Consider the following 21,837-nt stretch of genomic DNA (forward strand, 5'->3'; position numbering starts at 1 on the left):
CTCAAGGACAATGGGGAATACCGCCAATCCTGTATCAAGGCATGAGCAGACGCGCAAACGTCGCGCTCATGGGCTGCAATAGGTCATGCGACAAAACAGCACAGGCCTGCTTATCGTGCCGCCGCGCCCTGCAGGAAAAACTGGGTCACCAAAGCGCCCATGCCGACGCGTGCCACACGGCCGCGGCGTTCGGCGTCGACCATCCCGGAGAGCAGCGCTGCGAACATTTCGGTAAGGACAGCGGCACCGACGTCGATCCGGAACAGACCTTCACGCTGACCGCGCAGGAAAAACGCATCGAGGGCGTCGGAGTAAGGCAACCAGCGGCGCCCACCGCTGCTTTCATCGAGCGAATCAGGGCGCCACTGGAATACCAGAAAGACCAGCATTTCGCGGTGCATGAGGTGGTTGTCGACCAGCCGCTGAAGCGCTTCCAGCGGCGGAGCATGCTGCAGATCCGCGTCGGCAACCATCTGGTTCATCAGGTCCGAGGCGTGATTGAGCAGCAGTTCCACGAGGTTGGCGCGGGTGCCGCAGAAGCGGTTGAGCGTCGCCTTGCTGACGCCAGCTGCCTGAGCAATATCCTTGAGCGTACCGTTGGAATGGTCAACCAGCGCAACGGCCAGGGCCTTCAGAAATTTGTCGTCAGCAGCAGGTAATTCCATTGGGTACGTCTTCAACTCGTCTAAGTGGCAGGCGGCGCATTGTGCAGAAACCTTACCGCGTTCTCAAAGCCTATACACAATTAGTCACTAAAGCCTCATGTGAGTCAATATTGACTCACCGCCTTTCAGAGTGGATCATTCGCGGCTTTAGCATCTGATGGCTGCGGCCGGGTGAACGATGAGTAGTTTCAGCGATTGGCGTGTCATGCCTGCAGTAGCCCTGCTGGCAGCGTTGGGTCTGTCCGGATGCGAGCAGAAACAGCAGCAGGATCACGCTGCATCGACAGTGCCCAAAGAGGTGGAAGCCATTACCGTCAACACCGAATCGTTCACAGTGGTTGACGAATTGCCCGGCCGTATCGAACCCGTGCGTGTGGCGCAGGTTCGTGCCCGGGTGGCCGGTATCGTGCTGAGCCGCAACTTCGAGGAAGGCGCCGATGTGAAAGCCGGCGCAGTGCTGTTCCAGATTGATCCGGCGCCGTTCAAGGCCGCGTTGTCCAAGGCGCAGGGAGATCTGGCACGGACCCAGGCCACGTTGTTCGAGACTCAGGCTACGGTCAAGCGCTATGAGTCGCTGGTGGAAATTGAAGCGGTGAGTCGTCAGACCTTCGACACGGCCCGCTCCGCGCTGCAAAACGCTGTCGCAGCGAAGCGTTCAGCCGAGGCCGATGTGGAAACAGCCAGACTGAACCTGGGCTATGCCACCGTCAAGGCGCCGATTTCGGGCCGCATCGGCCGCGCGATGGTCACCGAGGGCGCGCTGGTCGGTCAGGGCGAAACCACCCTGCTGGCCACCATTCAACAACTCGACCCGGTCTACGCCGACTTCACCCAGCCGGCTGCCGAGGCCTTGCAGATGCGCGCTGCAATACAGGAAGGCCGCTTGCCCAAGGGTGGCGAAGACGCGTTGTCGCTGAGTGTCGACGGCACCGACTACAAGAGCACCGGCACCCTGCTGTTTACCGATGTTGCAGTAGACCGGACCACCGGCCAGGTGTCGTTGCGGGCCCGCTTTGCCAATCCCAAGGGCGTGCTGCTGCCCGGTATGTACGTGCGGGTACGCACACCGCAACGCGTCGACAGCAACGCCATTCTTGTTCCGCAACGTGCCGTTCAGCGCTCCGGTGACGGTGCCGCCCGCGTGCTGGTGATTGCCCAGGACGGCACGGTCGAAGCGCGTCCGGTCAAAACCGGGGCGATGCAGGATTCGCGCTGGCAGATCACCGAAGGCCTGAAGGCAGGCGAACAGGTCATTGTCGGCAACATGACCGGGCTCAGCGCCGGTGACAAGGTCGCCCGCAAATCGCCCTCCGCCCAGCCGCAGGCCAAGGCGCAATAAAGCCGCCTTCAGCGCGACCGAGGATCATTGTCCATGTCTCTCTTCTTTATCAAGCGCCCCAACTTCGCCTGGGTACTCGCCCTGTTCATCCTGCTCGCCGGGCTGATGGCGCTGCCGTCCCTGCCCGTGGCGCAGTATCCGGACGTGGCGCCACCGCAGATCACCATCACCGCGACCTACCCCGGCGCATCCGCGAAAGTGCTGGTCGATTCGGTGACCAGCGTTATCGAGGACGAGCTCAACGGTGCCAAGGGTATGCTGTATTACGAGTCGACCAGCAACTCGACCGGCAGCGCGGAAATCAACGTGACGTTCGTGCCGGGCACCAACCCGGACCTGGCTCAGGTCGAGGTGCAGAACCGTATCAAGAAAGCCGAAGCACGCTTGCCGCAGACGGTGCTCAGCCAGGGCCTGCAGGTCGAACAGGCCAGCTCCGGTTTTCTGTTGATCTACACCCTGAACTACAAGGACGGCGCGGCCAGCAAGGATACTGTCGCGCTGGCCGACTACGCGGCACGCAACGTTAATAACGAAATCAGCCGGGTGAACGGTGTCGGCAGGCTGCAATTCTTCGCCGCCGAAGCCGCGATGCGGGTCTGGATCGATCCGCAGAAGCTGGTGGGCTTCGGCTTGTCCATCGACGACGTGAATGCCGCCATCCGGGCGCAGAACGTGCAGGTTCCGGCAGGCAGCTTCGGTAGCAGCCCAGCCTCGTCACTGCAGGAATTGACGGCGACCCTGGCGGTCAAGGGCACGCTGGACAACCCGGAAGAGTTCGGGCGCATCGTTCTGCGTGCCAACGAAGACGGCTCTGCGGTGCACCTGTCCGATGTGGCGCGTGTGGCGGTCGGCAGCCAGGATTACAGCTTCGAATCACGCCTGAACGGGCAACGCGCCGTCGCCGGTGCCGTGCAACTGTCGCCGGGTGCCAACGCGATCCAGACGGCCAGAGCCGTCGAGCAGCGGCTCACCGAGCTATCGGTCAATTTCCCGGAAGGCGTCGGGTTTTCGATACCGTACGACACCTCGCGCTTCGTCGACGTGGCCATCGACAAGGTGATCTACACCCTCATCGAAGCCATGGTGCTGGTGTTTCTGGTGATGTTCCTGTTTCTGCAGAACATCCGTTACACGCTGATCCCGACCATCGTGGTCCCGGTGTGTCTGGCAGGGACACTGGCGATCATGTACCTGATGGGCTTCTCGGTGAACATGATGACCATGTTCGGCATGGTGCTGGCCATCGGTATTCTGGTCGACGACGCCATTGTGGTGGTGGAGAACGTCGAGCGGATCATGGCTGAAGAAGGCCTCTCTCCCGCCGCCGCCACGGTCAAGGCGATGCAGCAGGTTTCCGGAGCGATTTTCGGCATTACGCTGGTCCTGGCCGCCGTGTTCCTGCCACTGGCGTTCATGGGCGGCTCGGTCGGGGTCATCTACCAGCAGTTCTCGCTGTCGCTGGCCGTGTCGATTCTGTTTTCGGGTTTCCTGGCCCTGACGTTCACCCCGGCGCTGTGTGCCACGCTGCTCAAGCCGATCCCGGCCGGGCACCATGAAAAGCGTGGTTTCTTCGGTGGTTTCAATCGTCTGTTCGGCAAGTTCACCCACCGTTACGAGCGCGTCAGTTCCAGCATGATCAAGCGCGCCGGACGCTACATGCTGCTGTACGTCGGTATCGTCGGTCTGCTGGGCTTTTTCTACCTGCGCCTGCCGGAGTCCTTTGTACCCGTGGAAGATCAGGGCTATCTGATCATCGACGTGCAACTGCCTCCCGGTGCCACCCGGTCGCGTACCGACCTCACCGCGCAATTGCTCGAGAACTACATGCTGTCCCGTGAAGCCACGGGCGCGGTGACCATGCTGCTGGGGTTCAGCTTCTCGGGCATGGGTGAAAACGCCGGTCTTGCGTTCCCGACCCTGAAGGACTGGTCGGAGCGCGCCAAGGGCCAGTCGGCGGCTGAAGAAGCGGTGGCGTTCAACCAGCATTTTGCCGGGCTTGGCGACGGCACGGTGATGGCGGTAACGCCACCGCCCATCGACGGCCTGGGCACCTCGGGCGGTTTCTCGCTGCGTCTGCAGGACCGCGCTGGCCTGGGCCGTGAAGCCTTGCTGGCGGCACGCGACAAGCTGCTCGGCGAGGCCAACGGCAATCCGAAGATCCTCTACGCGATGATGGAAGGTCTGGCCGAAGCGCCGCAATTGCGCCTGAGCATCGACCGCGAAAAAGCCCGGGCGCTTGGCGTGAGTTTCGAGTCGATCAACAACGCCCTGTCCACCGCCTTCGGATCCTCGGTGATCAGTGACTTTGCCAATGCCGGACGTCAGCAGCGCGTGGTCGTGCAGGCCGAGCAAAGTGCGCGAATGACCCCGGAAAGCGTGCTCAAACTCTACGTGCCCAATAGCAGCGGCACGCTGGTGCCGTTGGGTGCCTTTGTTTCGACGCACTGGGAACAAGGCCCGGTGCAGATCGCCCGCTACAACGGCTACCCCGCGTTCAGGATTTCCGGCGACGCAGCGCCGGGGGTCAGTACCGGCGAGGCCATGGCGGAAATCGAACGGATCGTTTCCAAGCTGCCGCAAGGCATCGGTTACGAATGGACCGGCCTCTCCTATCAGGAAAGAGTCGCCAGCGGCCAGGCCGCCGGACTGTTCGGCCTGGCGCTGCTGGTGGTGTTTCTGCTGCTGGTCGCACTGTATGAGAGCTGGGCGATCCCGCTGGTGGTGATGCTGATCGTACCCGTCGGCGCGTTGGGTTCCGTGCTGGCCGTGACAGCCGTGGGCATGCCCAACGATGTGTATTTCAAAGTCGGCCTGATCACCATCATCGGGCTGGCGGCGAAAAACGCGATTCTCATCGTCGAGTTCGCCAAGGAGCTGTGGGATCAGGGCCATTCACTGCGCGACGCGGCGCTTCAGGCTGCGCGACTGCGCTTTCGGCCGATTGTCATGACCTCGCTGGCCTTCATCCTTGGCGTGGTGCCGCTGACCCTGGCCACCGGTGCGGGGGCGGCGAGCCAGCGCGCCATCGGCACCGGCGTCATCGGCGGCATGCTCAGCGCGACGCTGCTGGGCGTGGTTCTGGTGCCGATATTCTTCGTCTGGGTCCTGTCCGTGCTGCGCCGCAAACCGCATGCGCAACAGGCTACCGAAGACCAGCAGCTGCCTGAGAAGCGCTAGGCCAGAGACGGCCGGCGGGCATCAATCCCGCTGGCCCGACCTTGGCTCCGTGTCGGCTTGCGCGTCCGTAGCGGACTTGACGCGGGTCCAGGCCGGTAACGTACTGGTCGCGATTTCCGACGCCACATTCACCCGGTTGCGCCCCTGCGACTTGGCGGCATACAACGCGCGGTCGGCAAGCTCGATCAGGCCGCGCTGATCCAGTTGGCGATCCGTGCCGACGAATGTCGCAACACCGAGGCTGATCGTCACGATGCCAAACGGGCTGGCAGGATGTTCGATCTGCTCGTCACGGATCGCCCGCAGGATCTTCTCGGCCACCTGGCGAGCGTTCGACTCATCAGTACCGGGCAACACCACCGCGATCTCTTCACCGCCATAACGGGCGGCGACGTCACTGGGACGACGAATGAACTGCTCGACCACTCTGGCCAGCGCAATCAGGCATTCGTCACCGGCCAGGTGACCGTAATGATCGTTATAGCGCTTGAAATGATCGGCATCGATCAGAATCAACGACAGCGGGCTGCGCTCGCGTCTGGCGCGCTTGAATTCGACTTCCAGAAACTGATCGAAACGTCTGCGATTGGCCAGCCCGGTCAGTTTGTCTTCGGAGGCGATCAACTCCAGGTGCTGGTTCAGCTGGATCAGGGCCGCCTGGGAATCGAGCAACTGGTCTTCTGCGCGTATGCGGCTGTGAATATGCCCGATCAGACGAACGCCAAGTCCGATCACCAGTCCGAGCAGCACCAGCATGACCAGAATGGACTGCTTGGTCTGACCCAGCCAGTCGAGCATGGCTTCTTTCTGACCCAGCGCAACCACGGTGACGATCGGGTACACATCACTGCGTTTGAACGCATAAAAACGCGCAACACCGTCAATCCTGGAAACGAACTGGGCGGTACCGGACACTCGCCCGCGTTCCGACTTGAAAATGGGCGTCGATGACAGATCGCGACCGATCTCCTGCTCCAGATGGGGGTAGCGCACCCGTAGTTGCCCGGCGGTCGACGTCAGACTGATGATGCCGGTTCGACCAACCTTTATATCCGAGTAGAACTTCAACAGATGGTCGACACCGATGGTCGCGACCATCAGCCCGGCAAAACTGGCGTCGGGATTATTGATGCGCCTGCTGACTGATATGACCCATTCGCCGGAAGCGCGACTGCGAATCGTCGGGCCGATATAAGGGGTTTTGTCAGGCATCTGCAGGTGGTGCTGAAAGAACTCGCGCTGCCCGCTGTTGATGCCAATGACCTTGGGATTGCTCGAGAAGATGCAGTACCCGTCGGCGTTGTACAGCGACACGGTATCGATCTGCGGCAGCGCGCCCATTTCACGCGCAATGACCCACCTGAGACGCTCGATCTGTTCAGGCCCGACGCCGTCCTTTTCGACACGCTCCGTCAGGCCGATCAGCATCAGCTCGCTTTGCTTGAAAATACCATCCGTGTAGGTGCTCAGCGCTCCAGCCAGATTGATCGTGCTGGTCTGGATGTTTTCCAGGGTGTTGCGGCGTGCGGTCCATGCTTGCCAGGCCATCAACATCACCACGCAGGCGCACACTACGAAGATCAGCCATGACGCAAGCCGAAGGTCGCGTTTCAAAACTTGCCTCCACAACAGGTGAGAACCAGTGCATCTGGTTTTTCTGAAAACCGGACCTGATTGCTCAGGGGCCATCGACAATCCTTTCGCTATCAACTGCCGTTGTCGGCAAGTGCTCGGCCATACCTGGAAGGCCTGGCATCGATAAAAGCATGCCAGAGAGTGGCATCATAATGCCACGTACAACTGTCTATGGGTTGATCGGGGTTGAACATACGGACACAGGCGCACACTGGATCACAGTGGCGCCTGATTTTATGGCGGGCGGTAAGCGCGACCGGCTTACCGGGGCAAGGCGGGGTTGTCGGTATTGGCCGGGGTCAAGCCGTCTCGGCGACAGGTTTGCGTTGTGCAGCAGCTTCCAGTTCGCGTACCAGAGGCAATACGTACCGGCCGAAATAGGCGACTTCTTCCTGGAAATGCAGGAACGCCGAAAGCACCAGGTCTACGCCAACGGACTTGAGTTCCACGATGCGCTCGGCAATCTGCCGGGGTGTGCCAATCAGGTTAGTCTTGAAGCCATCGTTGTACTGCACCAGATCCTGAAAGGTGGATTTGGCCCAGTTACCCTCGCCTTCCGGACTCGACTGGCCGGCCTGTTTCGCGGCATCGCCAAAGGCGTTGACGGCTTCCGGGTCAGCCTTGTCGACGATTTCGGCCAGCACGGCCCGCGCCTCCTCTTCGGTATCCCTGGCAATGATGAAGGCATTCACGCCGATCTTCACCGAATGCCCGTTCGCGGCTGCCTTGGCTCGAATGTCATCGACCTGCGCCTTGATACCTTCGACAGTATTGCCGTTAGTGAAATACCAGTCTGACACCCGCGCCGCCATGTCACGTGCAGCACGGGAGCTGCCGCCCTGAAAGATCTCCGGGTGAGGACGCTGGATCGGCTTGGGCTTGAGGGTGTAATCGTGGAAGCGATAGAAATCACCCTTGAAGGTGAAGTTGTCGGTGGTCCAGATCCCCTTGAGCGCGCGAATGAACTCCTCGGAGCGCCGATAACGTTCATCATGCTCCAGCCAGGGCTCGCCGATGGCCTGAAACTCGCCCTTGAACCAGCCGCTGACAATATTGACCGCCACGCGCCCGGCAGTGAGCTGATCAATGGTCGCCAGTTGCTTGGCGGCAACCGACGGGGTCCATGGCCCGGGCAATATCGCGGCAATGACCTTGAGCTTTTCGGTCGCCGCCAACAGTGCGTGGCTGAAGGCTACGGATTCGTGCTGGAATTCGGCGCCATAGCCGGCGGTAAAGCGGATTTGCGTCAGCGCGTAGTCGAAGCCGGACTGCTCGGCGATCTGCGCCAGCTTGCGGTTGTAGTCGATGGTCCAGCTGGTGCGCTGTTCGATCTTGCTGACGACCAGCCCGCCACTGACGTTCGGGACCCAGTACGCAAATTTTATGGACGATTGGCTCATATCGGTACTCCTCTGGCTGCAAGCTTCCCGAGCGCATTAAGCACAAGGGCCTGCACATCCACAGAGCAGCAACCGTGCCATTGAATAAAATACAGGCAGATCAAGGCGTTGCGACGGCTAAGGTGCGGCGTCAACTGTCCGTGCCATGCCAGGGTGTGGAATGGCTGTTGCCGGAGCAACAGCTTCACGGTTTTTTTGGCATGGCGCAGGGTGTGATTTGATGAAAACAAGCCGACGAGAGGCAGCTCGCCCGGCTATCCAGAATCGTGTTGCAGTAGTAAATTTTGGATCCAACGAACCCGCATTCATCCGCAGGAGCACTGATGAAATTGCATGCCTGTTTTCTGGCCCTGATGATCCCTGCCCTGTCGGCGCATGCCGAAGGCAAAACCCTATCCATCCCCCATGATCCGACCGGTCATCACGCACTGGTAGAAAAAAGCGGCAGCGCAAAGGAACGCGTGGTGATCACCCGGCGTGAAGGCATGCTTGGGGTGATCTACTCCAAGCGGGTGTATAACTGCGCCAACCATACGGTGAACCTGGTCGGCACCGGTTCCACGCTGGAAATCATGGAGCAGGCTAAGGCCGTGAGTGGCATGGGACCGGTGATTCGCGACTCCACGGCTGACTATATTGAATCCGAAGCCTGCAGTTGAAGCCGACTGATCGAGCCTGCCCCGGCTGAATCCGCAACATCCGAAAGCGCCTCCTTTGAGGCGCTTTTTTCGTTTCTGCCGTTGCATTTTGCAACGAGGAGCAGCGGCGCAAAAAACACTTGCACCGAAAGTATTACGGTATACCATCAGACAACAATAACTCATCACGCCGGTGCAGGCGCCAGGATTTAAGCGAGGTAAGTGTCATGAAGTTTTCGTTGTTCGTGCACATGGAACGCTGGGATGACAGTGTCAGTCATCGCCAGCTTTTCGAGGACCTGACCGAGCTGACGCTGATGGCCGAGCAAGGTGGCTTCAGCACCGTCTGGATCGGCGAACACCACGCGATGGAATACACCATCTCGCCAAGCCCGATGCCGCTGCTGGCCTATCTGGCGGCCAGGACCACGCGTATTCATCTGGGCGCCGGCACCATCATTGCGCCGTTCTGGCATCCATTGCGGGTCGCGGGAGAATGCGCGCTGCTGGATGTGATCAGCAACGGGCGAATGGAAGTCGGCCTGGCACGCGGCGCCTATCAGGTGGAGTTCGACCGCATGGCCGGTGGCATGCCAGCCTCCGAAGGTGGCAAGGCGTTGCGTGAGATGGTCCCGGTGGTACGTGCGCTGTGGCAGGGTGACTACGCTCACGATGGCGACATCTGGAAATTCCCGACCTCGACTTCCGTGCCCAAGCCGATCAGCACGCCACCGATGTGGATCGCTGCACGCGACCCTGACTCGCACAATTTCGCCGTGCAGAACGGCTGTAACGTGATGGTCACCCCATTGATGAAGGGTGATGAAGAAGTTGTCGACCTGAAGAACAAGTTCGAAGCCGCGCTGGCCAACAATCCCGAAGTGCGCCGCCCGCAATTGATGGTATTGCGCCACACGCATGTGCATGCCGCAGATGATCCTGAAGGCTGGAAAGTGGGCGCCACCGCCATCGCGAAGTTCTACCGTACCTTCGACGCCTGGTTCGGCAACAAACAGACGCCGGTCAACGGTTTTCTGGCCCCCAGCCCGGAAGAGAAATTCAAGGAACGTCCGGAGTTCGAGCTGGAGAATATCCGCAAGAACACTATGATCGGCACCCCGGAGGAGATCATTCCGCGCCTTCGTCACTATCAGGAGTTGGGTGTCGACGAGTTCAGCTTCTGGTGCGACAACAGCCTGCCGCATGCCGAGAAGAAAAAGTCGCTTGAGCTGTTCATCAAGCACGTGGTGCCGGTGTTTCGTTGAGTGTTGAGATTGCCTGAGAAGCCCAGGAAAATGCTGCTCAGACCACAATATTGATCCTCCACACGCTCTGCACTCATCGTTATGCGCAAGTCCTGGAGGCTCCAAATAAAAAGCTTCCAGGCTTCTGCCAGAATCAAAAATCACGTTGTGACTCTCGTTCCCACGCTCCGCGTGGTAATGCATTTCGTGACGCTCTGCGTCACACAACGGTTCTGTGATGTCAGGTAGATTTGGATTCGACTCAGGTCACCTTTTCGCCCCTCGGCGACCTACTTTGATGGGGCCAAAGTAGGCAAACCCCCTCGCTCCGGTTTCCGGCCCGACTTCGTCGGGTTCCTTCGCCCTGTCACTGATCCGGGGGTCGCTGCAACGGGCCATCCATGGCCCGGTGCAGCTAGCCTGGCGTCCTGCCAGGCTACCCCCGGATCAGCGCCAGGACTCAGCCGTCACTAACGTCGCACTCTGCGTCGTCTGTGCCATCGCGATAGAAAAGCGCTTGTATATGCAGCGACCTCGCGCAAGGCATGACATTGGCCGGCAGCCCTCTCAATGGTTGTAGGCCCGTTCGTTGTGCTCGGCCAGGTCCAGGCCCATTTCTTCGACTGACTCGTGAGCGCGCAGGCCGATCAGTGCCTGCACGGCTTTGAGGATGATCCAGCTGACCGCGAAGCAGTAGGCGGTGGTGAACAGCACGCCTTTGATCTGGGCAATCACTTGGGCGCCCATGCTGACATCGGGCACCAGACCGCCCAGTGAGGGCACGCAGAACACGCCGGTCAGTATTGCACCGATCATGCCGCCGATGCCGTGCAGGCCGAAGACGTCGAGGCTGTCGTCATAGCCCAGGCGTTTTTTCAGCACGGTCACGCTCAGGTAGCAGGACACTCCGCACAGCACGCCGATGGCCAGTGCCCCGCCGACTCCGACGTAGGCACACGCCGGGGTGATGCCGACCAGACCCGCCAATGCACCGCTGGCCAGACCCAGCGCGCTGGGTTTGCCGACCTTGAACCACTCGGTGAACATCCAGCCGAGTATCCCGGCGCACGCCCCCACTTGCGTGTTGAGCATGACGATGCCGGACGTGCCGTTCAGGCCACCACCGGAACCGATATTGAAACCGAACCAGCCGACCCAGAGCATCGCTGCGCCGGCCATGGTCAGGCTCAGGTTGTGCGCCGGCATCGGGGTGTTCTGATAACCCTTGCGCTTGCCCAGTACCAGACATGCCGCCAGTGCCGCGACACCGGCATTGATGTGCACCGCGGTGCCGCCAGCGAAGTCCAGCACGCCCCAGTTGTGCATCAAGGCGCCGGCGCCCCCCCAGACCATGTGCGCGACCGGCGCATACACCAGGGTGAACCACAGCGCCATGAACAGCAGCGCCGCAGAGAACTTCATGCGTTCGGCGAAGGCCCCGGCAATCAGCGCCGGGGTGATGATGGCGAAGGTCATCTGGAAGGTTACGAATACCCCTTCAGGGATATCGCCGACCAGGCTGTCGGGGGTCATGCCGGCCAGAAACGCACGACTCAGACCGCCCACGAAACTATTGAAACTCACTTGTCCTTCGACCATGTTGCTGGTGTCCACCACCATGCTGTAGCCATAGATGACCCACAGCACGCCCACGACTCCGGCAATGCCAAAACACTGGGTGAACAGCGAGAGCATGTTCTTGGCCCGTACCAGACCGCCGTAAAACAGTGCCAGCCCCGGAAGGCACATGAACAGCACCAGCACGGCTGCGGTGACCATCCAGGCCGTGCTGCCGGTGTTCAGAACGGGGGCGTCAGCTGCCTGCGCAATCGGGGCAAAGGCGCCGAGCGCGAGTAAGGCTGTAAGGGATTTGCCGTGTAGACGATTGACCATGTTCAAAGCTCCCGCAAATGAATGGAAAGTGTCTGGCAGCAAAGAGGGTTATTCAGAAAGGCGAGGCTCTTTGGCCTCTTGAGGGTTCATCGTCCTGGAGGCTACAAATAAAAGGCTTCCAGGCTTCTGCCCTTCGGCCAGAATCAAAAATCACATTGCGACGCTCGTTCCCACGCTCCGCGTGGTAATGCCTTTCGTGACGCTCTGCGTCACACAGCGGTTCTGTGATGTCAGGTGGATTGGTGTCTGGCTCAGGTCACCTTTTCGCCCCTCGGCGACTCACGTTTAGGGACCAAAGTGAGCAAAATCCCCGCTCCGGTTTCCGGCCCGACTTCATCGGGTTCCTTCGCCCCGTCACTGACGTCGCACTCCGCGTCGTCAGTGCCATCGTGATCGAAAAGCCCGGTATGGCGTCAGTAACCAGAACCAGACCCCGGAATCCACGATGTCCCGGCCAGGGGCACGCGGGCCATGGCTGCTGACTCGACGGTCAGTGCCACCAGATCTTCCGGGTCGAGGTTGTGCAGGTGTGATTTACCGCATGCGCGGGCCATGGTCTGGGCTTCGAGGACGAGTACGCGCAGGTAGTTGGCCAGCCGTCGTCCGCCTTCGACCGGGTCAAGACGTTTGGACAGTTCCGGGTCCTGGGTGGTGATGCCCGCCGGGTCGCGGCCGTTTTGCCAGTCGTCGTAGTAACCCGCTGCCGAGCCGATCTTTCTCAGTTCTTCGTCGAGCCGCGGATGGTTATCGCCGAGTGCTATCAGGGCCGCTGTGCCGATCGCCACTGCGTCGGCACCCAGCGCCATGGCCTTGGCCACGTCGGCGCCGTTGCGGATGCCACCGGAGACGATCAACTGCACCTTGCGATGCATGCCCATTTCCTGCAGCGCCTGCACGGCTTGCGGGATGGCAGGCAGAATCGGGATGCCGACGTGTTCGATGAACACTTCCTGAGTCGCCGCCGTACCGCCCTGCATGCCGTCGAGCACGATCACGTCGGCGCCGGCTTTCACGGCCAGTTTCACGTCGTAGTAGGGACGGCTGGCACCGATCTTCACGTAGATCGGTTTTTCCCAGTCGGTGATCTCGCGAATCTCGGCAATCTTGATCGCCAGATCGTCAGGGCCGGTCCAGTCCGGGTGACGGCAGGCCGAACGCTGATCGACACCGACTGGCAAGGTACGCATGCCAGCCACCCGTTCGGTGACTTTCATGCCCAGCAACATGCCACCGCCGCCCGGCTTGGCGCCCTGCCCCAGCACGATCTCGATCGCGTCAGCCTTGCGCAGGTCGTCCGGGTTCATGCCATAACGCGATGGCAGGTACTGATAGACCAGATGCTGCGACTGGCCACGCTCTTCCGGGGTCATGCCGCCGTCGCCGGTGGTGGTGCTGGTGCCCGCGATGGTTGCGCCACGGCCCAGTGCTTCCTTGGCGTTGGCCGACAACGCGCCGAAGCTCATGCCGGCAATGGTTATCGGGATTTTCAGGTACAACGGCTTCTTGGCAAAACGATTGCCGAGCACCACGTCGGTGCCGCATTTCTCGCGATAGCCTTCCAGCGGGTAGCGCGACACGCTGGCACCGAGCAGCAACAGGTCGTCGAAATGCGGCAGCTTGCGCTTGGTGCCGCCACCGCGAATGTCGTAGATGCCGGTTTCCGCAGCACGCTGGATTTCCTGAATGGTCAGGCGATCGAAGGTGGCCGACTCGCGCAGGACTGGAGCAGGTTTGTGGCTGATAGGGTCGCTCATGGTAATGCTCCTGGATCAGTACGCGGAGGCGTTATCGACTTTGAAGTTGTACAGCTGACGGGCCGAGCCGTAGCGTTTGAAATCCGCTGCCTTCTCGTTGAAGCCCGCGCGATTGAGCAATTCCTGCAGCTCCTGCAGATGCTCTTCACGCATCTCCTTGGCGATGCAGTCGGAGCCCAGTGACTCGACCTTGCCTTTGACGTAGATCCGCGTTTCATACAGCGAGTCGCCCAGCGCATCGCCGGCGTCGCCGCAGACCACCAGCCGACCGGCCTGGCCCATGAAGCAGCTCATGTGGCCGATGCTGCCGCCGACCACGATGTCGATGCCTTTCATGGAAATCCCGCAGCGCGCCCCGGCATCGCCTTCAATCACCAGCAAGCCACCGTGTGCCGTTGCGCCGGCTGCCTGCGAGGCGCTGCCCTTGACCCGCACAGCGCCGGACATCATGTTTTCCGCGCAGCCGACACCGACGTTGCCGTGCACGGTGATCGACGCTTTCTGGTTCATCCCCGCGCAGTAGTAACCCGCGTGGCCCTGGATATCGATGGAGATGGCTTCGTTGACGCCGACCGCCAGGTTGTGCGCGCCATCGGGATGCGTGACCAGCCATTCGCGGTCCTGCAGTTCCTTGACCTGATCGTGCAGGGCCTGATTGAGATCACGCACGGTGGCGCTGGAAAGATCGACGGTTTTCATGGGCGTGCTCCCTCGGCTGGCTCGCGTTCCCAGATGTACATGGTGGCCGGGACCGGTTCCCAGACCCTGGCGTTTTCGATCCCCGGCAGGCTGGACAGCGCCTGATATTCCGAGGCCATGGCGACGTAGTCATCGGTTTCGGCAAGGATCGCCGGTTTGCAGGCGATCGGGTCGCGAATCACCGCAAAGCCATTGCGTGTGCCGATGGCGAAGGTAAAGAAGCCATCGAGGTCTTCAAGCGACTTGTCGAGCGCCTGTTGCAGGCTGTCGCCCTGTTGCAGACGCCAGGCCAGATAACCGGCGGCCACTTCAGTGTCGTTGTCGGTCTCGAAGTGAATGCCTTCGCGGCGCAGGTTCTGGCGCAGACGAAAGTGATTGGACAGCGAGCCGTTGTGCACCAGGCACAGGTCGGAGCCCGTGGAGAACGGGTGACTGCCTTCCATGGTCACGGCGCTTTCGGTGGCCATGCGCGTGTGGCCGATGATGTGACTGCCTTTCATGGACGCCAGACCGAAGCGTTCGGAAATCTCCCGCGGCAGGCCCATGCCCTTGAGGATCTCGATGCTCTGCCCGGCACTCATGATGCGCACGCTCGGTGCCAGTTCCGCCAGCGCAGCGCGCACCGGGGCTTCTTCTGCCTGAATCTTCAAGACCACGGCGCTGGCGTTCTGAAACCAGTCCAGCTGCGCGCTCAACCTGTCTTGCAGCGCCGCAATCAGCGCCGTGAAATCATACTGTTCGCTGGTGGCCTGCAAGGTCAGCTTGACCCAGCCCTGCGCCACTTCATCGCCATAGATGGCGAACCCGGCACTGTCCGGTCCGCGGTCGGTCATGGCTTCGAGCATCGGCTCGAACAACTTGCCGAGTTGCGACTCCAGCGCCGGGTTTTTCAGATACAAACCAACGATTCCGCACATACGCCTCACCTTGTTCGGGAGCGGCAAGCTTTTAGCTGCAAGCTGCAAGCTAAAACCAACCGCATAGACAGAGAAATCAAATACGCCGCAATCCAGCTTCCTCTTGCAGCTTGCCGCTTGAAACTTGCAGCTGCTCTCTGAAGCTTGCCGCTAGAAAAATTCGATATAGCGCTTCACTTCCCAATCGCTCACGTGGCGGCTGTACTCCACCCACTCCATGCGCTTGAGGCGGATGAATTCATCGACAATCTCGCTGCCCAGCACTTCGGCAAACAACGGGTCGGCCTGCAGCGCGTCGCAGGCTTCGTTGAGCGACTGCGGCAGGGTCTTGATGCCCCGTGCGGCAATCTCTTCGAGGCTCAATTTGTAAAGGTTCTCGTTGCAGACGTGATCGATTTCCAGTTGCCGGTCGATACCGTCCAGCCCTGCGGCAATGATTGCGGCGCTGACCAGATACGGATTGCAACCGGCGTCGGGCAGACGAAACTCCAGGCGGCCATAGGGCACGCGCACCATCGCCGAGCGGTTGTTGGCGCCGAAGGCAATAAACGCCGGGGCCCAAGTGGCGCCCGACAGTGAATTGCCGACCACCAGGCGTTTGTAGGAGTTGACCGTGGGTGCCGCAAAGGCGCACAGCGCAGGCCCGTGAGCCAGCAGGCCCGCAGCGAAGTGATAGGCCAGCGTCGACAACCCCATGCCGCTCGGATCGCTGGCATCGTGGAACAGGTTCTTGTTACTGACACTGGCGATCGACAAGTGAAAGTGCATGCCATTGCCGGCCCGTTTGGGATCGGGCTTGGGCATGAACGAGCAGATCATGCCCATGTCATTGGCGATCTCTCCGGCGGCCATGCGGAAGAAGGTGAAACGGTCAGCCGATTCCATGGCGTCACTGTAGGTGTAATTGATCTCGAACTGGCCGTTGGCGTCTTCATGATCGATCTGATAGATGTCGAAACCCACCGGCTGCAATGCTTCGGTCAGGCGCTCGAGAAACTCGCGAGAGCGCGACAGCCCCTTGTAGTCGTAGCAAGGCTTGTCGAGGTTATCGCTGGCATCGACCATCTGCAGGCTGCCGGTGACGTCGCGCTTGAACAGGCTGAACTCGGGCTCCAGGCCGGTATTGAGGGTCCAGCCACGCTGGCTGAGGCGTTCGACCTGCTGCTGCAGCACATAGCGGCTGTCATAGGGCCAGGGTTTGCCATCCACATGGCCGATGCACACCACCCGTCCATAGCCCGGCTGCCATGGCACCGGTGTCAGCGACGACAGGTCGCCCCTGGCCATGAAGTCCGGCCCATGAGGCTCCATGCCCATGCCGCAAATCGCGAAACCGGCAAAGCCGGCACCGTCCTCTGCAACCATTTCCAGACCTGTCACAGGAACCGATTTGGTCTTGGCCGAACCATGAATGTCGACGAACTGAGCCAGTACGTACTTGATGCCGTGCTGTTCGATCAGACGCTGTGTTTCGGGTGGCAACATGGGACGTGTCTCCTGGCAAAAGCAAAACGTTTCAGGGAAGGACCGCTGTTCACTGCCTTTCTGGATATATTCCGAGTAGGAAAGTTACTTTCTCTTTAGGAATGCAAGGCGCTTGCCAGTTTGGTATGCCAATCGAACGAAGCCACTCAGGAGGGGTAATTCGGCTGTTTATATGGGAAACTCGTTTTCCCTCTGGGAATAATCTGCAACCCGGCCACACCACGGCCGCATCGAAATGCACATTCCCAGTGCGAAATAAAATTTATTGAACGGAAACCGTGCAAAGCCGATGAATATGCCGACCGAACCGCATCCGAAGTTGAAGCTCGAGCAGTACCTGGGCATTCAGATCAAGCGTCAGCGCCAGGCTCAGGAACTGAAGCTCGCCGACGTGGCGCGCATCGCCGGTATCAGCCAGGGCATGCTGAGCAAGATCGAGAACGCGCAGGTCTCGACCAGCCTCGACAACCTCAGCCGCCTGTGCGACGTGCTGGGCATGCCCATGTCCAAACTGTTCAGCCAGTACGACCAGCAAGGCAGCAGCGCCCTGCTGGTCAAGGCCGATGAAGGACTCGAAGTGGTGAGGCGCGGCACCGAGAAAGGCCACACCTATCACCTGCTCAACCATACCCGTGGGCCGAAGAAGAGTTTCGAGGCGTACATGGTGACGATGGACGATGCCAGCGAAGAGTTTCCGACCTTTTCACACCCCGGCACGGAGTTTCTGCACCTGCTGGAAGGCGAACTGATCTACCGCCACGGCAACCAGCTGTATCCGATGCAGGCCGGTGACAGCCTGACCTTCGACGGCGACATCCCCCATGGCCCCGAGCAACTGGTGCAGGTGCCGATCAAACTGCTGTCGATCATGAATTACGGGGCGCACGGAGACTGACGCCAGGCGAGAAGCGGTACGCCAGCAGGCGCACCGCTGTTGCGGGGACTAGAAGTACTTCAGCCAGCTGATATCCCGACGCCGGGCCTTGAGCGCGGCGAACCAGCGCACCGCCGGGAACAGCAGAACAGCCAGTACCACCGAGGTCAGCCAGACGCCCCACATGTGGTCAAAGCCGAAGTATTTGCCCTGATTCGCGCCCCAGATGGCCAGAGCGATCAGGTACAGAATCTTCAGCACGTACAGGTGCAGCAGGTAGAAAAACATCGGTGCTGAACCGAGTACTACCAACGGCCGCAACCAGCTTTTCTCCTGACTGCGCTCGAACCCGATCAGGATCAGCATGCCGATCCCCAGCGTCAGGCTGATGAACAGCAACGATGGCGGGTATTTGGTGATGTTGAAAAAGCTCATGACGGTTTGCAGGCCGGTCTCGCCAACACTCCACGGCTTTTCGCCGTAGCCGTTGATCATGCGCAGAATCACGAAACCCGCCAGCGCACCCAGGCCCCAGGTCCAGAGTTTCGCCTGACGCGTTGCGGCATCGAAACCGGAGACAAACCATGGCCCGGCAGCGTAGCCCAGCGCAATGATTCCGATCCACGGCAAAAGCGGGTATGAGGTACGGAAACGCAGGTTGTCCGACACCTCGATCCAGCCGCGATCATGCAGAATCGCCCATGGGATGTGCATGGCCGACTCGACGCCGAAATGCAGCGTGTCCAGCAGGTTGTGTCCGGCAATGATCACCACACCGATGACCACCAGCGCCCAGCGCGGCAGGAACACCATTAGCGACAGCGCCACCATGCTCAGGCCGATGGCCCAGATCACTTGCAGGTAGATGACGGTTGGCGGGAACTCGAAGGTCCAGGCGAAGCTCACCAGGGTGAATTCCAGCGCGATCAGAAACAGCCCGCGCTTGAGCAGGAACGCCGACACGTCGCTTCTGCCCTGGTATTTCTCGCCGTAGAGGTACGCGGAAAGCCCGGTAAGCAGCACGAACAATGGCGCACACAAATGCGCCAGCGTGCGGCTGAAGAACAGCTCAGGCTCGGTGGCCGTGATGTCCATAGGGTCCAGCACCTGACGGTGCAGAAAGAAGGTTTCCCGCACATGGTCCAGCAACATGAAAAGAATAATCAGCCCGCGCAGAGCATCGATTGAGCGAAGCCGGGATGCCGGCGCTCGAGGGGGGTGAACAGCTGTTGTCATGAAAAGTCCAAGGTCCGTGATGGGGGGGCTAATGGCTTGTAGCTGCAAGCTGCAAGCTGCAAGCTGCAAGCTGCAAGCTGCAAGCTGCAAGCTGCAAGCTGCAAGCTGCAAGCTGCAAGCTGCAAGCTGCAAGCTGCAAGTGGAAAGCTTCAAGCTTTTAGCCTCTAGCTTGCAGCTTATAACTTGCCGCTTGCCGCTGGCGCGCAGCGCTTCAAAACTCGTTTTGAAGCGCCTTGTAGCCGCGTACCAGATCAATGTTGGTGCGCGCCACATCTTCGGAAAATTCCGAAGCCGAAATGCTCACCGGCGGAAATTGCGAAAGGTCAGTGCCCGACCCGATCCGGGTGGTGGACGGCACATAGAAGTGCTCCGGCAAATCGCGACCGTCGACCACCGAATTGTGCCTGACCACGCTGCCCTTGCCGACCTGGCAATTGAACAGCACGCTATTGAAACCGATGAACACGCGATCTCCGACTATGCAAGGTCCGTGCACGATAGAGCGGTGGGCAATCGAGGTGAACTCGCCGATGGTGACTGCAGCACCTGATTTCGAATGGATCACCACGCCATCCTGGATGTTGGAATTGGCACCGATGACGATCGGTTCCATGTCCCCGGTGGCATCGACTTCGTCGGCGCGGATCACGGCGTAGGGGCCGACAAACACGTTGTCCTTGATGATCACCTTGCCGCAGATGATCGCGGTTTTATCGATGTAGGCGGACTCGGCAATGACCGGCAGATGGCCGGAAGGATTTTTACGGATCACGGAATGAAACCTCAGGACAGGTAGTTGGAAGTCTGGGCGGCTGCATCGTGCGGATGCAGGCTTTCAAAGTGACGGACACTGACGCTAGAAGCTGCATAGCGGCCTTCGAGTGCTTGCTGGACCTTGCGTGCGGCGTCTTCGACGTACATCAGGTTCTGGCCGTTGAGCCGCGCAAAGGCCTGTTCGTCGGCACGCTTGACGGCGGTTTGCACCGGGGTGCCCAGCGCCTGCTCTACCAGGTCGATCAGCGTCATCAAGCCCAGTTCGGCCGCCTGCTCTGCCACCCGTACCTGCACCGTCGCAACGCTGCGCTGGCTGTGCGGCGTGGCGAACGATGCGTTCTCGCGCAGCCAGGTCGCGACCTGCATCGGATCGACAAACGACTGCCTGCCGAAGCGCGCCGCAAATGCCTCTTCCAGCAATTGGCGAGACAGTGCGGCCGAGCACGGGCAGGTGGACGAGTAGGTGATATCCACCGAACTGTCGAGGCACAGCCGACCGGCATGCCAGGTGGCATCGAGCTTCACGGGGTAGGATTTCCAGCCGCTGAGCCCTTCGGTAATCAACGCCGGTCGACGGCACAGCAGATTGAAGCTCAGCGTCAACCGGGCGTGACTGGAATGGCAGTCGAGGTGACTCTCGACCATGGCTTCCAGCAAGGCAGCCAGCGTATCGGGGCTGACGATCTGGCGCTCGGCATAGCCGTCGAGCAGCCGATAGAGTCGCGACATATGGATGCCCTTGACGCTCGGGTCGGCCAGATCGACCTGCAGATCGACGTGCGCGTGAACAGGATGACGAATGCTCGCTTCGGCCAGTCTGATCGGCACTTCCACACCTTGCATGCCGACCCAGTCGAGTGACACCAGCGCCGGGGAAATTTCCGTCAGGGCAACATCCGGGAGAGGTTTGTTCATGTGCGTCGTTCGTCTCGTTGGCGAACTTCACCACGCGGGCGAAGCCTGAAGTTGGCGGTTCACAGCAGTACAGTGCAAAACCATAAATTCGTTACACTATAACATTAAGCTCGCCAACTTCATCAACCAAAGGTTACTCACTCCACACAGCGCTCCCGCACTACCGCCTGCGGCTCAGGTCTTTGCCAGCTCCTCGATCAGGAAATCGCGAAAGGCCGCGACTGCCGCCGGCAGGTTGCGCCCGGCCATGCTTTGCAACTCGATACGCCGTGCCTTCATGCCATCGTCACTGATCGGCAGCGATTTGAGCTGTTTTTCATGGGCGCGTTTGTCCAGCGTCATCTCGCTGGACAGGCTGATTCCGCCCTCCTCCCGAACAAACCGCAGCAAGGCACCGATGTAATTGCTGGTCAGCACCGGATCGAACAGCAGACCTTGCACACCGCAACAGATATCAAACAACTGGCGCAAGGTCGTGTCGGTATTGGTCAGGGCGATGGCATAAGGTTGCAATTCGGCCAGCGTGACCTCCTTGCGTGCGGCCAGCGGATGGTTATGACTGACCACTGCGCAGATCGCGCCGCTGTGGATGTGCTCGACCTTGATTTCGTTCTGCGGCGTCAGGCTGAAGGTCAGGCACAGGTCTGCATCACCCGAGCGCACCCGTTCGGTGGCCTGCGCCGGGGCACAGACCTCCATCGAGAAATGGATGCCCTGATACTGTCGCCGAAAGCGCGCAATGCACTGCGGCAGAAAGTCCAGGGCAAAGCCCTCCGAGCAGGCGATGCGCACATGCCCACGCTGCAAGCCCTGCAACTCGGTGATCTCCAGCACCACCTGCTCGGCCTCAAGCTGTGATTTGCGCGCATAGGCCGCCAGGCGGACGCCCGCCTCGCTGAGCATCATGCCGCGCGCCTGACGCTCGAAAAGCACCGCATCCAGTTCCCGCTCCAGTTTGCTGATCTGTCGACTGACCGCCGAAGACGCGACATTGAGGCGGATCGAGGCTTCGCTGATCGATCCGCACCGCGCCACTTCGAGGAAGTAGCGCAAGGCCGTGGACTGTACGCCGTAGAGTTGCATCGATGCTCCTGCGTTGCCTTTTCAGCAATGAAAGGTTCGAAATATTGTGCTTGTGGCATTGATACGCTTTGCCTAGAGTCGTGTCGAGGCGCAACTCATCAAAACAACC

17 protein-coding genes are annotated in these 21,837 nt (G+C 60.3%); 5 read left to right on the top strand and 12 right to left on the bottom strand.

All coding sequences use genetic code 11. From position 1 onward, the window contains the following. Positions 1 to 110: 110 nt before the first annotated feature. Complete coding sequence (locus KBY02_RS08540) at positions 111 to 665, bottom strand: TetR/AcrR family transcriptional regulator (protein WP_058399432.1); 555 nt, start codon at positions 663 to 665, stop codon at positions 111 to 113. Between the two features lie 178 nt (positions 666 to 843). On the opposite strand from KBY02_RS08540, the gene KBY02_RS08545 reads away from it, so the two are divergent. Both KBY02_RS08545 and KBY02_RS08550 read left to right on the top strand, forming a co-directional pair. Next, a complete protein-coding gene (locus KBY02_RS08545) occupies positions 844 to 2,004 on the top strand; it encodes an efflux RND transporter periplasmic adaptor subunit (protein WP_104684102.1) in 1,161 nt (386 codons plus the stop codon). 33 nt (positions 2,005 to 2,037) lie between these two features. Beyond that, entirely contained in the window at positions 2,038 to 5,181 is a 3,144-nt protein-coding gene (locus KBY02_RS08550; RefSeq protein WP_024650708.1) for an efflux RND transporter permease subunit, read from the top strand. A gap of 21 nt (positions 5,182 to 5,202) precedes the next feature. Here KBY02_RS08550 and KBY02_RS08555 read toward each other — a convergent pair whose 3' ends face one another. Both KBY02_RS08555 and sfnG read right to left on the bottom strand, forming a co-directional pair. Continuing rightward, positions 5,203 to 6,795 (bottom strand): sensor domain-containing diguanylate cyclase, encoded by a 1,593-nt coding sequence (locus tag KBY02_RS08555; RefSeq protein WP_024641312.1) that lies wholly within the window; start codon positions 6,793 to 6,795, stop codon positions 5,203 to 5,205. Positions 6,796 to 7,115: 320 nt separating this feature from the next. After that, positions 7,116 to 8,216, bottom strand: a complete 1,101-nt coding sequence (gene sfnG, locus KBY02_RS08560; protein ID WP_011267559.1) for a dimethylsulfone monooxygenase SfnG — start codon at positions 8,214 to 8,216, stop codon at positions 7,116 to 7,118. A gap of 323 nt (positions 8,217 to 8,539) precedes the next feature. Here sfnG and KBY02_RS08565 point away from each other — a divergent pair, with 323 nt between their 5' ends. Together KBY02_RS08565 and KBY02_RS08570 are read left to right on the top strand one after the other, a co-directional pair. Beyond that, positions 8,540 to 8,875 carry a hypothetical protein gene (locus tag KBY02_RS08565; RefSeq protein WP_003407971.1) on the top strand — a complete coding sequence of 112 codons (336 nt, stop codon included), beginning with the start codon at positions 8,540 to 8,542 and terminating at the stop codon, positions 8,873 to 8,875. A gap of 206 nt (positions 8,876 to 9,081) precedes the next feature. Beyond that, positions 9,082 to 10,119 (top strand): LLM class flavin-dependent oxidoreductase, encoded by a 1,038-nt coding sequence (locus KBY02_RS08570; protein WP_011267558.1) that lies wholly within the window; start codon positions 9,082 to 9,084, stop codon positions 10,117 to 10,119. A gap of 546 nt (positions 10,120 to 10,665) precedes the next feature. Here KBY02_RS08570 and KBY02_RS08575 read toward each other — a convergent pair. The 5 genes from KBY02_RS08575 to glnT form a co-directional block, all read right to left on the bottom strand. Next, the gene (locus KBY02_RS08575; protein ID WP_024660483.1) at positions 10,666 to 11,991 is read right to left on the bottom strand and encodes an ammonium transporter; all 1,326 of its coding nucleotides are present in this window, start codon (positions 11,989 to 11,991) and stop codon (positions 10,666 to 10,668) included. A 413-nt stretch (positions 11,992 to 12,404) separates the two neighbouring features. Continuing rightward, positions 12,405 to 13,745: an FMN-binding glutamate synthase family protein gene (locus tag KBY02_RS08580; protein WP_010434814.1), complete on the bottom strand. Its 1,341-nt coding sequence runs from the start codon at positions 13,743 to 13,745 to the stop codon at positions 12,405 to 12,407. A 15-nt stretch (positions 13,746 to 13,760) separates the two neighbouring features. Continuing rightward, positions 13,761 to 14,444: a protein glxC gene (locus KBY02_RS08585; RefSeq protein WP_003367221.1), complete on the bottom strand. Its 684-nt coding sequence runs from the start codon at positions 14,442 to 14,444 to the stop codon at positions 13,761 to 13,763. Continuing rightward, the gene (locus KBY02_RS08590; RefSeq protein ID WP_003408100.1) at positions 14,441 to 15,361 is read right to left on the bottom strand and encodes a class II glutamine amidotransferase; all 921 of its coding nucleotides are present in this window, start codon (positions 15,359 to 15,361) and stop codon (positions 14,441 to 14,443) included. The genes KBY02_RS08585 and KBY02_RS08590 overlap by 4 nt, the downstream gene beginning before the upstream one ends. 150 nt (positions 15,362 to 15,511) lie before the next feature. After that, positions 15,512 to 16,846, bottom strand: a complete 1,335-nt coding sequence (gene glnT / locus KBY02_RS08595) for a type III glutamate--ammonia ligase (protein WP_060400698.1) — start codon at positions 16,844 to 16,846, stop codon at positions 15,512 to 15,514. A gap of 289 nt (positions 16,847 to 17,135) precedes the next feature. Between glnT and KBY02_RS08600 the strand changes: the two genes are divergently transcribed. Next, positions 17,136 to 17,741: a helix-turn-helix domain-containing protein gene (locus KBY02_RS08600; RefSeq protein ID WP_003348330.1), complete on the top strand. Its 606-nt coding sequence runs from the start codon at positions 17,136 to 17,138 to the stop codon at positions 17,739 to 17,741. 48 nt (positions 17,742 to 17,789) lie between these two features. Here KBY02_RS08600 and KBY02_RS08605 read toward each other — a convergent pair whose 3' ends face one another. The 4 genes from KBY02_RS08605 to KBY02_RS08620 all read right to left on the bottom strand — a co-directional run bounded on the left by KBY02_RS08605 (position 17,790) and on the right by KBY02_RS08620 (position 21,728). Next, a complete protein-coding gene (locus tag KBY02_RS08605) occupies positions 17,790 to 18,956 on the bottom strand; it encodes a DUF1624 domain-containing protein (RefSeq protein WP_003408090.1) in 1,167 nt (388 codons plus the stop codon). A 211-nt stretch (positions 18,957 to 19,167) separates the two neighbouring features. Further along, a complete protein-coding gene (locus tag KBY02_RS08610; protein ID WP_003408086.1) occupies positions 19,168 to 19,728 on the bottom strand; it encodes a carbonate dehydratase in 561 nt (186 codons plus the stop codon). A gap of 11 nt (positions 19,729 to 19,739) precedes the next feature. Then, entirely contained in the window at positions 19,740 to 20,645 is a 906-nt protein-coding gene (folE2, locus tag KBY02_RS08615) for a GTP cyclohydrolase FolE2 (protein ID WP_003408083.1), read from the bottom strand. A 174-nt stretch (positions 20,646 to 20,819) separates the two neighbouring features. Further along, entirely contained in the window at positions 20,820 to 21,728 is a 909-nt protein-coding gene (locus tag KBY02_RS08620; protein ID WP_003408081.1) for a LysR substrate-binding domain-containing protein, read from the bottom strand. Positions 21,729 to 21,837 lie beyond the last annotated feature (109 nt).

This window comes from Pseudomonas sp. P129 (genome assembly GCF_020312195.1).
In the GTDB taxonomy this organism is placed as follows: Bacteria; Pseudomonadota; Gammaproteobacteria; order Pseudomonadales; family Pseudomonadaceae; genus Aquipseudomonas; species Aquipseudomonas fragariae.